The organism is Rhodoferax sp. GW821-FHT07G04 (genome assembly GCF_059418585.1).
In genome coordinates this window covers 1,056,006-1,070,740 of sequence record NZ_JBWKQD010000001.1, presented here as the reverse complement: position 1 = coordinate 1,070,740, position 14,735 = coordinate 1,056,006, and the positions used below count along the sequence as shown (strand labels likewise).

General features: G+C 62.7%; 15 protein-coding genes and 1 riboswitch. Of the genes, 11 read left to right on the top strand and 4 right to left on the bottom strand.

Translation table 11 applies throughout. The features are described from left to right. Positions 1-11: 11 nt before the first annotated feature. The 6 genes from AC07OO_RS04950 (at position 12) to AC07OO_RS04925 (ending at position 5,485) form a co-directional block, all read left to right on the top strand. Positions 12-524, top strand: coding sequence for an Lrp/AsnC family transcriptional regulator (locus AC07OO_RS04950; protein WP_495080936.1), 513 nt, complete (start codon positions 12-14; stop codon positions 522-524). A 78-nt stretch (positions 525-602) separates the two neighbouring features. After that, a riboswitch (TPP riboswitch) is annotated at positions 603-706 on the top strand. A gap of 90 nt (positions 707-796) precedes the next feature. After that, entirely contained in the window at positions 797-2,971 is a 2,175-nt protein-coding gene (locus AC07OO_RS04945; protein WP_495080935.1) for a TonB-dependent siderophore receptor, read from the top strand. 25 nt (positions 2,972-2,996) lie between these two features. Then, a complete protein-coding gene (locus AC07OO_RS04940) occupies positions 2,997-3,533 on the top strand; it encodes an AAA family ATPase (RefSeq protein WP_495080934.1) in 537 nt (178 codons plus the stop codon). A 56-nt stretch (positions 3,534-3,589) separates the two neighbouring features. Further along, positions 3,590-4,282 (top strand): crotonase/enoyl-CoA hydratase family protein, encoded by a 693-nt coding sequence (locus tag AC07OO_RS04935; protein WP_495080933.1) that lies wholly within the window; start codon positions 3,590-3,592, stop codon positions 4,280-4,282. A 112-nt stretch (positions 4,283-4,394) separates the two neighbouring features. Next, entirely contained in the window at positions 4,395-4,877 is a 483-nt protein-coding gene (locus AC07OO_RS04930) for a FecR family protein (protein ID WP_495080932.1), read from the top strand. Continuing rightward, on the top strand, positions 4,874-5,485 hold the full coding sequence (locus tag AC07OO_RS04925) for an OmpA family protein (RefSeq protein WP_495080931.1): 612 nt from the start codon (positions 4,874-4,876) through the stop codon (positions 5,483-5,485). The genes AC07OO_RS04930 and AC07OO_RS04925 overlap by 4 nt, the downstream gene beginning before the upstream one ends. A gap of 16 nt (positions 5,486-5,501) precedes the next feature. Here the strand turns inward: AC07OO_RS04925 and AC07OO_RS04920 are convergent, their stop codons facing one another. Genes AC07OO_RS04920 through AC07OO_RS04910 form a run of 3 tightly spaced genes read right to left on the bottom strand, consistent with a single transcriptional unit; the run spans position 5,502 to position 7,783 of the window. Then, positions 5,502-6,104 (bottom strand): chalcone isomerase family protein, encoded by a 603-nt coding sequence (locus AC07OO_RS04920; RefSeq protein ID WP_495080930.1) that lies wholly within the window; start codon positions 6,102-6,104, stop codon positions 5,502-5,504. Between the two features lie 21 nt (positions 6,105-6,125). Then, positions 6,126-7,016: a bile acid:sodium symporter family protein gene (locus AC07OO_RS04915; protein WP_495080929.1), complete on the bottom strand. Its 891-nt coding sequence runs from the start codon at positions 7,014-7,016 to the stop codon at positions 6,126-6,128. After that, on the bottom strand, positions 7,013-7,783 hold the full coding sequence (locus tag AC07OO_RS04910; protein ID WP_495080928.1) for a class II aldolase/adducin family protein: 771 nt from the start codon (positions 7,781-7,783) through the stop codon (positions 7,013-7,015). The genes AC07OO_RS04915 and AC07OO_RS04910 overlap by 4 nt, the downstream gene beginning before the upstream one ends. A 97-nt stretch (positions 7,784-7,880) precedes the next feature. On the opposite strand from AC07OO_RS04910, the gene AC07OO_RS04905 reads away from it, so the two are divergent. From AC07OO_RS04905 to AC07OO_RS04890, 4 genes are read left to right on the top strand one after another with little or no spacing between them, the layout of a single operon-like run. Further along, the gene (locus AC07OO_RS04905; protein WP_495080927.1) at positions 7,881-8,909 is read left to right on the top strand and encodes an AraC family transcriptional regulator; all 1,029 of its coding nucleotides are present in this window, start codon (positions 7,881-7,883) and stop codon (positions 8,907-8,909) included. Positions 8,910-8,965: 56 nt separating this feature from the next. Beyond that, a complete protein-coding gene (locus AC07OO_RS04900; RefSeq protein ID WP_495080926.1) occupies positions 8,966-9,343 on the top strand; it encodes a response regulator in 378 nt (125 codons plus the stop codon). After that, positions 9,336-9,959, top strand: a complete 624-nt coding sequence (locus tag AC07OO_RS04895) for a hypothetical protein (protein WP_495080925.1) — start codon at positions 9,336-9,338, stop codon at positions 9,957-9,959. Before AC07OO_RS04900 ends, AC07OO_RS04895 begins: the two co-directional genes overlap by 8 nt. Positions 9,960-9,970: 11 nt before the next feature. Beyond that, on the top strand, positions 9,971-10,957 hold the full coding sequence (locus AC07OO_RS04890; protein ID WP_495080924.1) for a sensor domain-containing diguanylate cyclase: 987 nt from the start codon (positions 9,971-9,973) through the stop codon (positions 10,955-10,957). An 8-nt stretch (positions 10,958-10,965) separates the two neighbouring features. On the opposite strand, the gene AC07OO_RS04885 is transcribed toward AC07OO_RS04890, so the two are convergent. Further along, the gene (locus tag AC07OO_RS04885; RefSeq protein ID WP_495080923.1) at positions 10,966-13,107 is read right to left on the bottom strand and encodes a CHASE2 domain-containing protein; all 2,142 of its coding nucleotides are present in this window, start codon (positions 13,105-13,107) and stop codon (positions 10,966-10,968) included. Between the two features lie 176 nt (positions 13,108-13,283). Between AC07OO_RS04885 and AC07OO_RS04880 the strand changes: the two genes are divergently transcribed. After that, the gene (locus AC07OO_RS04880) at positions 13,284-14,648 is read left to right on the top strand and encodes a hypothetical protein (RefSeq protein WP_495080922.1); all 1,365 of its coding nucleotides are present in this window, start codon (positions 13,284-13,286) and stop codon (positions 14,646-14,648) included. The last annotated feature ends 87 nt before the right edge of the window (positions 14,649-14,735 follow it).

The window sequence follows — 14,735 nt, the reverse complement described above, 5'->3', positions numbered from 1 at the left end:
TATCCCCAAGCATGAGTACCCGCGCGAAGCCGTCTAGAACTGTCAAAACCAGCACGGCAGCGACGGGCGCATTACTGGAGCGCACCAGCACCCTGCGCGATCAGCTGGATCGTGACCTGTTGGCGCTCTTGCAGGCCAATGCCCGTGCCTCCACAGCTGACTTGGCTCGCCAGTTGGGCACTGCGCGGACCACGGTGCTGGCGCGCCTGGGCCGCATGGAGCGCGAAGGTGTGATCGCCGGCTATACCGTGCGCTTGGGCCAGGATGTGCGCGACATGGGTCTGCAAGCCTTTGTGGGCATTACGGTCCAACCCAAGGCCGGCCGCGAGGTCGTGCGCCAGATCTCCCGCATGCCCGAGGTGCGCCAACTCTGCGCTGTCAGTGGCGAGTTTGACTACGTGGTGCTGCTGCGAGCCGAGTCCGCGCTGCGCATGAATACGCTGCTGGATGAGATGGGCAATTTTGATGGTGTGGTGAAGACCACAACGTCCGTAGCGCTGGAGTGGAAGATAGATCGCACCTGACCCATGGCCCTGTGCGCAGGCTGCCTTTTAGGGGCGCCGCTTACAATAGCGTTATCGGGTCGGCCTTCGCCGCTGACCTGCAAACGCTAGGGGTGCTGGCTGCTTTTGGGGTGGTTGGCTGAGATAACACCCTGGAACTTGATCAAGGTAATACTTGCGCAGGGAAGCGTGGTGAGAACATGCCAACGATTGCTCCATCACCCGTGGTGCGCCGTTCGGCCCATAGCCTTGCTGTCTGCATCCCTGCCATCGAACAACGAAAAGGATATGCGATGGCGCTCCATCTCAATGTAAAACTTTCCCCCTGCGCCGCCGCGCTGACCGTGCTGCTTGCCGCACCCCTTTGGGCGCAGACGGCCTCCCCAAGCCTGCAAGCAGTCACCGTCACCGGCAAGTCTGCCCCGGTATTGGACATTGACCGTGCCGACGTCGGCGGTCTGGGCCAGACCTTGGCGCAGACTCCCCAGAGCATCACGGTGCTGAGCGCCGATCTGCTGTCTGCCACAGCATCCAGCAGCCTGTCGCAAGCCATCAAACTGGATGCATCGCTGGCCGACAGCTACAACACCACGGGCTATATCGAAGGCCTGTCGGTGCGCGGCTTTCTACTGGACCAGGGCAACAATTACCTGCGCAATGGTCTGCCCGTGTCCAATTACGCGCCCATCGCCTTGGAAAACAAAGAGCGTATTGAGGTGCTCAAAGGCGTGGCCGGCATGCAGGCTGGCGTCTCAGCGCCCGGTGGCCTCGTGAACTTTGTTACCAAGGCGCCACAGGCCGGCAACTTCACCACCGCCACGGTAGGTGGAGACGGCAATGGCGGCAGCAAGGTGCATGTCGATAGCAACACCGCCTGGGGGGCCGTAGGTGTGCGCGTGAACTTGGCCGCGGAGGACCTGCGCACGGTGTTTGACCGTGCCGAGGGCAAACGTGAGTTTGCCAGCCTGGCCCTGGCGACCCAGGCCACCAGCCGCACCAAACTGTCGGCCGATCTGGAATACCACCACAAGAAGCAGCCTTCGGTGCCCGGCCTGGGCCTGTTGGACACCAATGGCGATGGTGTGGCCGATACCCTGCCCGCCAGCAACTACTCCCGTCTGAACCTTAACAACCAAACCTGGTCGCAGCCCTTTGAGGCTACCAGCACCAATGCCCAATTCGCCATTGACCACCAGATCACGGCGTATTGGAGTTCCCATCTGGGCCTGAGCACACAGCGCACCGTCGTGCAGGACCGGCTGGCCTTTCCCGATGGTTGCAGCACCGGAGCCAACTATGTCTATCCTGGCCTTTGTGGAAATGGGGATGTGGACATTTACGACTACCGCAGTGAAAACGAAGAGCGAAGCACTTGGGCCTGGGATGCCAGGATGCAGGGCAAACTGCAGGCAGCTGGCGTGGTCCACCAGTTGACCCTGGGCCTGAGCGGCCGTCAGGCGCGCACCGACCTCGCACCCAAGCAGGCCTACAACTTTGTGGGCACGACCAACATCAACACGCCGAGCGTGCTGCCCGCCGACGCCTCGGCCAACGATCTCAACACCAACAGCCGCGAACGCGCAGTCGATGCTTATGCGTCTCTGTCCAGCGATCTGAGCCCCAGTGTGCGCAGCTTTGTGGGCTTTCGCACCTCGCACCTGAATCGCAGCAGTGAACGCAGCGACGGCTCGCGCGCCATCGCCATCGACCAAACCGTCACCACGCCTTGGGCGGGGTTGTCGTGGTCGCCTGCGGCCAGCACCATGCTGTATGCGTCTTGGGGGCAAGGCGCCGAGTTGGAGGCCGTGCCCAACCGCCCCAGCAAATTTGTCAATGCGGGAGAGGTGTTGCCCGCGCTCAAGAGCGACCAGACTGAGCTGGGCCTGAAGTGGCAGGCTCATCCGCGCCTTCTGGTGTCCGCAGCGGCCTTCAGCGTCAACAAGCCCTATGCCGATGACCAGGCCACAGCCACTGGCGTGCCGCTGCGCATAGCCGGGGGCAAGACAGCCCGCCACCGCGGGGTGGAACTGATGGCGGTGGGGCAGGTTGACAAACAGCTTTCCTTACAGGCCAGCCTCTTGCTGCTGGACGCCAAGTACACCGATGCGGTCGACCCCGCACTGGTGGGGCAACAGGTCACCAATGTGCCCAAGACCAAGGCGTCGCTGTTTGCGGACTACAAGATTGCGTCTTTGCCCGGCCTGTCGCTCAGTGGATTGCTGACCCACGAGAGTGGAAAGACCGTGACCGCGGACGGCAGTGTGGGCCTGCCCACAGCTTGGCAGCTGGATGCCGGCCTGCGCTACCAAAACCGCCTCATAGGCAAGGCTACGCAGTGGAGCCTGAATGTCGAGAACCTGACTGATCGCAACTACTGGCGTGAGGCACCCACCCAGTACTGGGGCGGCACCTATCTGTTCCCATCCACACCGCGCACGGTGCGGGCGCGGGTCACTGTCGAGTTTTAAGGCCTAGGGCTTAGACTGGACTGGCATGCAGCCCCGCCTGGTTTGCCTGATAGGCGCCGAATGCACCGGCAAGACCACGCTGGCACAGGCCTTGGCCCATCGCACGGGCGGTCTGTGGGTGCCGGAGTATCTGCGCAGCTTCACGCTGCAGCAGGGCCGCACTCCGCTGCAGGTAGAGCAGATCCACATACTGCAAGAACAACTGCGGCAGGAGACCGAGGTCTACACCCTCGCCCAACGTGAACAGTTGCCATTGGTGTTGTGCGACACCGCCCCCCTGCTGACCGCCGTCTACAGCGACGTGGTGTTTGGTGACGCCTCACTGTACCCGCAGGCCTATGGCCTGCACGCCCGCTATGCAACCACCCTGCTGTTGGAGCCTGACATCCCCTGGGTGTCCGACGGTCTGCAACGCGACGGCGTGCAGGCGCGTGCCATGGTGCATGCGCGGCTTGAGCAGGTGCTGGCACAAGGAGCTTGGCCCTGTGTGCGTATCGCGGGCTCCGCCGAGCAACGCTTGCAGACCAGCCTGAACGCCTTGCAGTCATTGGCGCCGCAGTAGCCTGCGCACCGCTGTGCGGTTAGACTGGCTTTTTTGATTTCTGCGGGAGCCCCACCATGAGCGAATTGGTTGTCTACAGCCTGGAAGATGGCATCGCCACGCTGACCCTGAACAATGGCAAGGTCAACGCGTTTTCACATGAACTGATCGCTAGCTTCAACCGGGGGCTGGACCAGGCCGAGGCCGCGGGTGCCGTCGTCATCGTCACCGGCCAGCCCGGCATTTTGAGTGGGGGTTACGACCTCAAGGTCATGATGGCTGGCCCCCAGGCCGCCATTGATCTGGTGGCGGCTGGCTCCACCTTGGCGCGTCGCATGCTGGCCCATCCCCAGCCCATCATCGTGGCCTGCCCCGGCCATGCCGTGGCCAAGGGCGCCTTCGTGCTCTTGTCGGCAGACCACCGCATTGGCGTGGACGGCCCCTTCAGCATTGGCCTCAACGAGGTCAAGATCGGCATGACCATGCACCATGTCGGCATCGCCATTGCGCGCGACCGCCTGACCACCCCGGCCTTCCAGCGTGCTGTCATCAATGCCGAGATGTTCACACCCCAAGGCGCGGTGACCGCCGGTTTCCTGGACCAGGTGGTGGCGCCTGAACAGTTGCTCAGTGCCGCGGTGGAGGTGGCCCAGCAGATGAAGAAGCTCAATATGAATGCCCACAAGAACACCAAACGCAAGGTGCGCAAGGCTTTGCTGGAAACCCTGGACGCCGCCATCGAACTGGATAAAACCATCAGTTTGATGTAACGGCACTTGGAAAATAGGCCGCTAGCCCTCGTATTTATTACTCATTTCGCTCCACTTTTGATAGCAAGGCGGGGCAATGCCGATTCGTCATTTGTAGATCCTGAGAGAAACCATGTCCCTGTCCTATACCGCACAGTTCGTGCTGCGTGCGCTGTCCGCAGGCCTTGTGGCTGGCCTTGCGGTGACGTGCGCCAGCGCCCAGACCACAACACCCGCGCCGATAGGCTATGTCAAGACCGTGACTGGCGAGGCCTGGGTCAGCACCGCCGGCCAGCGCACACCCGCCACACCCGGCACACCGGTTTTGCTGGGCAGCCAACTCAAGACATTGGCCAATGCATCGTTGGGCGTCACGTTCAAAGACAACACCGTGATGTCCTTCGGCCCCGATACCGAGCTGACGGTGGACGAATATCTATACGCCCCGGCGCAGGGCCAATTGCGCCTGGGCACCAGCCTGCTCAAGGGCAGCTTGAACTATGTGTCGGGTGTTATCGCCAAACTCAAGCCCGAAGCGGTTACGGTCAAGACGCCGACCGGCATCATCGGTGTGCGCGGCACCCAATTTGTGGCCAAGGTGGAGGACGCGCAATGAACCGGCACATTGTTCAGTGGCCCGGTGTGAAGCTGGCATACGCGACCCTGATCGGCATGTTGCTGACCGCCTGCGCTGGCCCCCAGTCCTATGTGGCGCTGCTGCCCAGCCTGGACGGCAGCCTGGGCAAGGTCGTCGTGCAAGGCCAGCGTGGCGAGCAGACCCTGACCAAGGCGCAGCAGGGTGCCCTGCTGGATGGCAGCAAGCCCCCCTTTGATGTCAGCAATGAGCAACTGCAACGCGACTTTGGCGCCGCCATGAAGGCCCGCCCGACACAGCCCGAGCAATTCCTGCTCTACTTCCAAACCGGTGGTGCCGAGTTGACGCCGGAGTCCAAGGCTTTGCTGCAGACCATTGTGGAGCACGCGTTGGCACGGCCTTCGGTGGACATGTCGGTGATTGGCCACTCCGACACCCAGGGTGCTGCCGATGCCAACGAGGTGCTGGCTCTGCAGCGTGCTACGGCGATTGCCGAGCAGTTGCGCGCCATGGGCCTGGCCAACACCACCATGAGCATCGAATCGCACGGTGAGCGCAACCTGCTGGTGCCCACGCCGGACGACACGCCCGAACCGCGCAACCGCCGCGTGGAGATCACGCTGCGCTGAGCGCAGCGCTGTCCACCTACTTGTCGCCAGCCCCGCCTAGCAGGCCGACCTTGAGATTGGCATCGGCGGGCTTGTCACCAAAGTAGTTGTACATCAGGCAGGTGAAGAATTCGGGCTCCGCAATCTCCGCCACCGCTGCTCCGTTGATGCTGACGACGGTGCCCTTGCCGGGGATCTCGTCAATGGTGTAGCTCTCACCGGGGCCAATGCGCTTCTTGGCGGCGAACACGTCACTGAGCTTGAGCAAGCCCGGTATGCAACGCGACATATGCTCCTTGGGCAGGTTGTCATTCATCACCTGCATCGTGGTCTTGCCAAAGCCGGCCGAATCCAGCTCGCGCAGAAAACTGGCCTTGAAGCGCTTGGGGCCGGGCGCACTATAGACCTCAGCCGGGGTTCTGGCTTTGAGCGGCAGGTACAGGGCGGCTGCATACACATTGAAGAACAGCTTTTTGCGAATGCCCGTGCCATTGAGCTGCAAGGTCTTGCCCGCCAGTGTAATTTCGGGCTCGTAGGAGACGCCTTCCGCAGGCTTGGCAGCCTGTGCGAACGCCAATATAGTGGGTAGTGACAGGCCCAAGGTGCACGCGGCCAACATTGCAACGCGGTAGGCTCGCATAGAAGATTTCCTCTTCATCGCTCAGACCGAAGCGTTTGCCGTTGCTTGGGCCGCCGGCGGGCTTCGCCGCAGCACGATCAGCCCAAATAGGGTGGCGGTGATGTACATGCTGACCGAATAGATGGCGGCGGGCAGTGCCAACTGGATGTCGCGCAAGACCGCCAGTGCAATGAAGATGGCCAACGTGGAGTTGTGGATGCCGATCTCGAAGCTGATGGCGGTGGCCAAGCCCCGATCCAGTCCGGCAACGCGCGACAGGTAGTAGCCCACCAGCAAGCTGATCAGGTTGAAGGCCACGACCGCCAAGCCCACGTCGGCAAAAGTGGTCGTGATCGATGCCCATTCCTTGGCCAAGGCTCCTATAGACACCAGCGCAAGCACCAGGGCACTGAACACTTTCATCGGCTTTTCCGAGCGCGCTGCAAAGGCGGGCTTGCGCGTGCGCACCCACATGCCGATGGCCACCGGTATCAGCACGATGGTGATGACTTCCACCACCTTGCCGAACTGCAGCGGCACCACCTGGCCCGTCTTGGCAAAGGTGTTGATGGCCGAGTTGCTGATCACCGGCAGCGTGGCGATGGACAGTACGGTGTTGACGGCTGTCAGCGAGATATTCATCGCCACGTTGCCACCAAACAGGTGGCTGTACAGATTGGCCGAAATACCGCCTGGCGAAGCGGCCAGCAGCATCAGGCCCACGGCAAACAGCGGCGGCACCTGCAGCGCCACAATCAGCCCGTAGCATGCGGCCGGCAACACGACGATTTGCAAGACCAGGGCTACGACCACGGCCTTGGGGTGCTTGAGTAGGCGGGTGAAATCCTCCACCCCCAGCGACAGGCCCAGGCCGAACATGATCAAGGCCAGGGCGACGACCAGCAATTGGGTCAGTATGAGGGTGCCGTTCATGACTGGTAGCCCGCATCCAGCTTGTTGAGCTTGCGGATCAGAGCAGGCCACACAAACGCGCCGCCCATGCCACCTGTCTGTACACGCATGGCTTCGGCCACACCGTCGACTATGCGTGGGTCCACATGGACCAGTTCACCGGCCGCCTGCGCGGACAGCTGGATCTGGCAGGTGGATTCGAAGGTGTACATCGCCAAAAACGCCTCGGCAATGGTCTTGCCCACCACCAGCAGGCCGTGGTTGCGCAACATCATGAAGCTGGCCTGGCCCAGGTCGGCCTGCAGCCGCACCTTTTCGTCGTCGCGTATGGCAACGCCTTCGTAGCCATGGTAGGCCAGCGACGCCAATACAAAGGTGGACTGCTGGCTGATCGGCAGGATGCCGCACTTTTGCGCGCTCACGGCTACACCGGCGCGGGTGTGGGTGTGCAGCACGCAGCCGGCGTCAGGGCGCGCCTCGTGCACGGCGCTGTGGATGATGAAACCGGCCGGGTTGACCGGGAATGGCGAGTCGATGACCTTGTTGCAGTGCTCGTCCACCTTGACCAGGCTGCTGGCTGTGATTTCGTCGAACATCAGCCCATAGGGGTTAATCAAAAAATGGTGCCTGCCCGCACCGGATACCGACTCCGGCAACTTGGCGCTGATGTGGGTGAACACCAGGTCGGTCCAGCCATAAAGCGCAACCAAGCGGTAGCAGGCCGCCAGGTCGACGCGCAACTGCCATTCTTCGGGGCTGACCTGGTCTTGAACGGCGGGAATGTGCATGTGTGTTGTCTCCAAGGGTTCTTATAGGGGAAAGTTGTCTGGGCGCAACGATAGCGGCATATCATGGCGAACCCCTTGACTGCAGGAGCCATACAAATTGACCGCAGAAGCCACGGTGTCCATCAGCTGGGTCAATACCGTGTTTGCCGCCGCCGAACGCCACGGCTTGACCCGCGCCCAGGTGATGGCCCATGCCGGCATAGAGCCCCACTGGCTGGAACAGGGGCGCTGGCCTATCGATGCGATCACGCGGTTGTGGCGTGCCGCGGTCGCCTTGACGCAAGACCCCGGCTTTGGTCTCAAGGCCGGTGCCTTGGTCGGGCCCGCCAGCTTCAACGTGGTCAGCTTTATCCTGCAGTCCTCTCCCACATTGCGCGAGGCGATTGCGCTGACGCAGCGCTTCAACCGACTGATCAGCGACGGCGGGCGGTTCCAACTCATTGCCGGGGACGACCAAAGCTGGTTGATCTACCACCCGCAGCAGGGCGACCTGGCCTTCAGCCCGCACCAGATCGAATCGGTTCTGGCGGCCGTGGTCAGCTTCAGCCGTTGGGTGGGTGACCGGGAGTTCACGCCCGCTAAAGTGCAGTTCAGCCATGCCCAACTCGGCCCCATGGCCGGCTACCTTGCGGTGTTTGGCATCGCACCCGAATTTGACCAGGCCTTCAGCGGCTTGCAGCTTGACAACGCGGTGCTGGACCGCCCATTGCCGCTGGCCGACCGGCAACTGGCAGCCCTGCACCGCGAGTACGCGACGGCACGTCTGGCCGCACTATCGGCGGGGCCTGATTTTCTGGACCAGGTGCGTGCCTGGTTGGCCAGCAACCTGGTCCACGGGGTACCAGCGCGCGCGCTGGCCGCACAGCAATTTGCGCTGAGTGACCGCGTGTTTGCCCGCCGCCTGTTGGCGCAGGGTTGGAGCTATACGGAGCTCATTGACGCGGTACGCAAGACCAAGGCGTGCGCAGCTGTGGCCGAGGGCGCGGAAGCCTTTGCCCACGTCGCGCAATCACTGGGTTTTTCAGAGGCCAGTGCCTTCAACCGGGCCTTCAAACGGTGGACCGGACACACACCCGGCGACTGGCGAAATGCAGCACCAAAACCAAACGGGTGTGATAAGCTGTAAACGCAGCAATCGCTCGACGCAAGGCACTGTTTGGCCGCAATGGCAGAAAGGGTCCCATGACTGCAAGCCTGATGGTTGTCGACGACTCCAAGAGCTCGCGCAAGGTCAATCTGGCCCTGGTACGTGAGTTGCTCGGGGTCGATGTGGAGTGCCTGGAGGCCACCGGTGGCGAAGACGCCCTGGCTCAACTCGCAAAGCGTTCTGTCGACCTGGTGCTGCTGGATCTCACGATGCCCGGTGTCAGCGGCTTTGATGTGCTGACCGAGCTGCGGCGGCGCCAAGTCAATACCCGTGTCATCGTGGTCAGCGCCGACATTCAGCGCCAGGCCAAGGAGCGCGTGGCTTCTTTGGGCGCCTCGGCCTTTATTGAAAAACCCATCAAGATGGACGCGCTACGTGCCGTGCTCACCCAACTGGGAGCCCTGCATGGATGACGAACTGTTCAACGAGGACGAGCGCGACGTTCTGGGCGAGACCGTTAACGTGGCCATGGGCAAGGCCGGTGCCACGTTGGCCGAGGCCTTCTCCGGTTTTGTCAATCTGCGGGTGCCCGACATCCGCGCGGTAGGGGCCTCCGACATCCAGGAAACCCGGGCCCGGCTCATACGGACCCATGCGCGCATCAGCGTGCTGGACCAGGAATTCTTTGGTGAGCTCGCCGGCAGCATCGCCATCATCTATGGGCCGGCCAGCTATGCGGCATTGCGTGACGTGTTGGGCTTTGATGACCGCGATGGTGACGGCCGTCGCCAGCGGGAGGAATTGCTATTGGAGCTGGGCAACGCCTTGGCCAGCACCTGTGTGGTCGAGATTGCTGCCCTGCTGGAGCTACGCACCGGCCTGCGCCCACCGCGCGTGGTGGCGTTCGATGCACCGTCGGCCGAGGCCGACAACTACTTGTTTGCCGATGCGCAGGCCTGGACCGGCAAGATGCTGGAGATCGACATCATCTTCCACCTGGAGGCCCATGACGTGCCGTTCGAGCTGATGATCATGGTGCAGCCGGATTGCCTGCCTGCGGTCAAGCAAGCCCTTGCCAAACGCATTTGACGGCTCCTGCCATGGACCTGGCTTCCAACCTGTTGCTGCCGTTTGACTTTCCACGTGTGGTCGACGACATGCTGACCGTGGGCGTGGTGGTCGTGGACCGGCGCTTCACCGTCGTGGTGTGGAATCGCTTCATGGAACTGAACAGCAATGTGCGCGCCGACGCCGTGCTGGGCAAGAACCTGTTCGACTCTTTTCCCGAGCTCAACCGCAATTGGTTGGAGAAGAAAATCAAGAGCTGCCTGATCCTGAAGACGGCGTCCTTCAGCTCCTGGAAGCAACGCCCCTACGTGTTTCGTTTCAAGGCCTCGTCGCTGGAGTCGGGCGAGGCGGAGTTCATGCACCAGGATACGTCCATCTTCCCCGTGTATGACCACGACGGTTCGGTGCAGGGCGCCTGCATCACGATACACGACGCGTCGGCGCTTGCGGAGGTCAAGCGGGTGCTGGACCATACGATGGACCAGGCCTTGGACCTGGAAGAATCCAGCCAGCGCGACAGCCTCACCGGCCTCTACAACCGCCGCTTCTTCGACGAGCAGATCACGCAGGAGATCCTGAGCAGCCGACGCTACAACTGGCCGTTTTCGCTGGCCATGATCGATGTGGACCACTTCAAAGGTGTCAACGACCAGCATGGTCATACCGGGGGGGATGAGGTACTGCGCGCGCTGGCCACCAAGCTGCGCGGCATGCTGCGCACGTCGGATACCCTGTGCCGTTACGGTGGCGAAGAGTTTGCACTGATGCTGCCCCATATCGGCCTGGAGAGCGCCGCCGTGCTGCTGGAGCGCCTGCGCAAGGCCGCAGAAGGCATGCAGGTGCAGCTGCTGGATGGCACCCATGTGGAGGTCACGGTCAGCATAGGCGTCACCCAGCTGGGCGATGGCGTGACCCCCGGACAGTTGGTCAACTACGCCGACAAGGCGTTGTACGACTCCAAGCGGGCCGGACGCAACCGCATCACCTGCCATGCGGAGCCCACGCCAGTGGCGGACTGAGCCTGTTCTTATTTGTCGGCCATGACGATCAGATCGTCGGTCGCGCCCTGGCGTAGGCGTTGCAGGTGCAGAGCTACCAGTGGATCTTGCGGGTGCTGCCGGGTCAGGGTTTCCAGCAAGGTCTGTGCGTGTGCAGGGTCGTGGCCGGGGCCTGACTGCAGGCAGTGCAGGGCCGCCGCGTAGTCGGCTGACGCAACACAGTGGGCAGCGTCCAGCGTGGCCTCAGGCGCAAACACGGCCAAGGCATGGGCTTTGCCTTTGAGCAGCACACGCCCTATGGGGCGCGCCGCAACGCCGCTGCAACCCTGTAGCAAGGCATCCGATACGCATACCCGCGTGCCCAGGTGTTTGTTGACGCTCTCCAAGCGGGCAGCGGTATTGATGGGGTCACCCAGGGCGCGGTAATCAAACAGTGCATTGCCACCGAAATTGCCCACAATGACTTCGCCGCTGTGCGCGCCGATGCGGGTCAATCCCCAGGGCACGCCGGCAGCCCGCAAACGCGCCGCATAGGCGGTGGCAAAGGCATCCATGTCCAACGCGCAGGCCAAAGCGCGCTGCTGGTGGTCGGCCTGCTCTACCGGCGCGGAGAACAGCACGACCATGGCGTCGCCAACAAAGCGGTCCAAGGTGCCTTCGTGTTTGAAGACGATGACCAGCATGGCCTCCAGGTAGTCGTTGAGTAGGTTTGTTACCTGGGCCGGGTCACTGGCTTCCAGCATGGGTGTGAAGCCCACCAGGTCGGTGAACACAAAACTACAGACCTGGCGCTTGCCACCCAGGTGCAATTGCTCGGGGTGAGCCACCAGGTGTTCGACCCGGTTGGGCGAGACATAACGGGAAAACGCCGTGCGCAGCCAGCGCTGTTGGCGTTCGGTGACCCGGTGGTGCATGCCACTGGCCAGGCCGAAGACCAGCACCATCGCCAAGCCGGAGTTGACGGCATCCAGCAGCACATGGCCCGATACAAAGGCCCACCAGGCGCCGCCCCCTGCTACCCCGAGCGCGGCCAACAATGCCACGGCGGCCCATCGCACAGGCAGGGCCAGCCCCAACAGACCTACCAGCACGGCACCCAATACCAGCACCAGCGCCTCCAAACCCGCCGCCCACGAGGGGCGCTGCAGATACTGGCCCAGCAGCATTTGCTCCAAGGCCTGGGCGTGGGCCAGCACCCCCGGCATCGGTTGGCCCAGAGGGGTGCTGCGCACATCCATCAGCCCGGCGGCTGAGCTGCCCACCAGCACGATATGGCCTTGGAGTTGGTCCAAAGACACCTGCCCCCGCAGCACATCGGCGGCCGACACCAGGCGCGCAGGTTGGGGGGCGGTGTAGTGCAGCCAGATTTCACCCTCTGCCGTGGTCGGTATGGTGATGCCACCTATGCGGACATCCTGCAGACCAGCGGCATGGCCGCGCAGCAGGTAGTTGGGCGTGCCTTGGGCCACCCGCAACGCCTCGGCGCTGAGGCCCGGCACCAGGTCCGCTGCACCAACGCGCAATAGCAGCGGTACACGGCGCAACACGCCGTCAATGTCGGGCGCCGCGTTGAGCGCGCCCACGCCTTTGGCCTGGGCTGTCAACAGGGGCAAGGGCCACAGGGCCACGTCAAAACCCTGCAACCATGCGGCCGCGCCTGGGGCGCCACTGCTGACCATGCGGTAGGGCAGGGAAGGCACGACCGTAGCGCTAGAAGCCGCTATCGCGCTGTGCGCCAGGCTGCTGCCCAGTACGGTGGGGCTGTTGCGCAGGCTGTCGGCGAAGACCTGGTCGGGGTCGGGCAAGCCGGCCAGCGCAGCCGTCACCTGGGGAGCGTTCCACAGTCGTGCCATCGCACCGGGGGCATTGCGGTCGGGCTCGCTCAGCAGCACGTCAAATGCAATGGCAGCCACACGGGCATCGTGCAGCCTGTCTACCAGCGCGGCCAGTTGGGTGCGGGGCCACGGCCATTGGCCATAGGCTTTCAGCGAAGCCTCGTCAATGTCCACCACGCGCACCGGCGCAGGCGCATAGGGGCGCGGATGCCAGCGCTGGAATTGGTCGAACTGCGCCAGGCGCAAACTCTGGATCGCAATCGGCTCGGCCAGAAACACGACCAGCGCCGCCACGGCCAAACCCAATACGCCGCTCAGTGCCCCGATGCTGGACAAGGCGCCCGGGAGTTTTGAAAAACGGCGTGCGGTCAATTGCGAAAAAAAGTTGAAGGATATAGGGTGCGCGCAGCCGAAGAGGCGGCTATATTCTGGCATTAATCTGCCCGCATTGGCGCTGCGGCTGGGGCGCGTCTGTAGACCTTCCGGTAACCGTTGCTAAGGAGTCATTCCGCGTGGCAATTTCAACCATCAACCGCTTCATTTCGCTGTTTGATGCGGCCTTCCAGGCGTTGCCCGCCAAGGTCAGCATGGTGGATACCGAACGTCTGGCCATGCTGGTGCACCACGCCATGGAATCGCAGACGCGGGCCTACCATACCTCGGGCCATGTCTTTGGTCTGTGCGAGGGCATGAAGCCGGTACAGGTCTTGGCGGCGCTGTTCCACGACCTGGTGTACTACCAACTGGATGGGGGTTTTCCGGAGCATGCCGCCTACCTGCTGGATGGTGTGACGCGCAAAGAAGGGGACACGCTGGTCTTGCAACCCCTGCGCGCGGATGACTCGGCACTGGCGCTGTGTGCTGCACTGTTCGACTTTGCGCCGGGGCAGGTTCTGCCACTGTACGGCGGCTTGAACGAGTTCCTGAGCGCGGTGGTGGCGGCCCGCCTGCTGCAAGCCCATCTGGGCGCGGCAGACCTGATTGCCGTGTTGGCGTGCATCGAAGCCACCATCCCGTTTCGTACACCCGATACGCAAGGCCGCTCCGCCGTCCACCGCCTGGCGCTGCGCGTGCAGCAGCAATACAGCCTCTGCGTTGACGGCAGCGATGCGGGCGCGGCTCTGGCCTTTGCCGACCGGGTCGCGGCGGATGCGATCGCGCTGACCAACCGCGATGTGGGTAGCTTTGCCGAGGCCGACCCTGGCCTGTTTTTGTCCAACACCTGGCTGTTGATTGAGGAGTCCAATGCGCCGCTCAAAGTCGCGGGCATGTACACCCTGCAGGAGTACCGCCATGGCCTGACGCGCATGGACGGGTTCTTACGCACCCTCAATCCCGTCCACGTCTTTCAATATTACAAGGAGTGGCCCAGTGCGGCGGAGATGGCCGAACTGTGTGCCGCCGCGACGCGCAATATTGTTTTCTCGGTGGATTTTCTGGGGGCCAAGATTGTGTCCATTGCCATCGTGGAAGCATTGGCCCAATGCACCGGTACCGACGGGCCTATCTCCATGTTTCTGGGCGAAATACGCAGCGCCTACGGCCGCCCCGAACGGGTCGAGGACTATTTGCCCGTGGTGCCCGCCACGGGCGATGTCAATCCTGACCTGCTGCGCGTGTTCGAGAAAGGGCGCACACTGGAATCCACCAATGATTTGACGGCTTCGCCGATCACCGCCTTTGTCTACCGTTACATCGGGCACCAGGGGACGCTACAAGCATTGGCCCAGGCCCGCAGTATGTTCGATGGCCACTGCACCCCGCTGCAATTCTTGCAATCCCTGGACCGCAACATGGTTTGCGCCATCACCCAGGCTTGTGCACGGATCGCACTGTCGCGCCGCGAGGCCCTTGGCGTCTTGGAACGGTCGCTATAGCGGTCATCGCACATTGGCCCCGCGCCAAGTGTTGCGTGATGTATCTGTCTCGTGCGGTAGAAACCTTCAGATACAAATGCTGACAGT

What these genes read in the sequence shown, in the direction of transcription:
- AC07OO_RS04950 (WP_495080936.1), top strand. Translation starts at nt 12, where the DNA reads ATGAGTACCCGCGCGAAGCCGTCTAGAACTGTCAAAACCAGCACGGCA.
- AC07OO_RS04945 (WP_495080935.1), top strand. Translation starts at nt 797, where the DNA reads ATGGCGCTCCATCTCAATGTAAAACTTTCCCCCTGCGCCGCCGCGCTG.
- AC07OO_RS04940 (WP_495080934.1), top strand. Translation starts at nt 2,997, where the DNA reads ATGCAGCCCCGCCTGGTTTGCCTGATAGGCGCCGAATGCACCGGCAAG.
- AC07OO_RS04935 (WP_495080933.1), top strand. Translation starts at nt 3,590, where the DNA reads ATGAGCGAATTGGTTGTCTACAGCCTGGAAGATGGCATCGCCACGCTG.
- AC07OO_RS04930 (WP_495080932.1), top strand. Translation starts at nt 4,395, where the DNA reads ATGTCCCTGTCCTATACCGCACAGTTCGTGCTGCGTGCGCTGTCCGCA.
- AC07OO_RS04925 (WP_495080931.1), top strand. Translation starts at nt 4,874, where the DNA reads ATGAACCGGCACATTGTTCAGTGGCCCGGTGTGAAGCTGGCATACGCG.
- AC07OO_RS04920 (WP_495080930.1), bottom strand. Translation starts at nt 6,104, where the DNA reads ATGCGAGCCTACCGCGTTGCAATGTTGGCCGCGTGCACCTTGGGCCTG.
- AC07OO_RS04915 (WP_495080929.1), bottom strand. Translation starts at nt 7,016, where the DNA reads ATGAACGGCACCCTCATACTGACCCAATTGCTGGTCGTCGCCCTGGCC.
- AC07OO_RS04910 (WP_495080928.1), bottom strand. Translation starts at nt 7,783, where the DNA reads ATGCACATTCCCGCCGTTCAAGACCAGGTCAGCCCCGAAGAATGGCAG.
- AC07OO_RS04900 (WP_495080926.1), top strand. Translation starts at nt 8,966, where the DNA reads ATGACTGCAAGCCTGATGGTTGTCGACGACTCCAAGAGCTCGCGCAAG.
- AC07OO_RS04895 (WP_495080925.1), top strand. Translation starts at nt 9,336, where the DNA reads ATGGATGACGAACTGTTCAACGAGGACGAGCGCGACGTTCTGGGCGAG.
- AC07OO_RS04890 (WP_495080924.1), top strand. Translation starts at nt 9,971, where the DNA reads ATGGACCTGGCTTCCAACCTGTTGCTGCCGTTTGACTTTCCACGTGTG.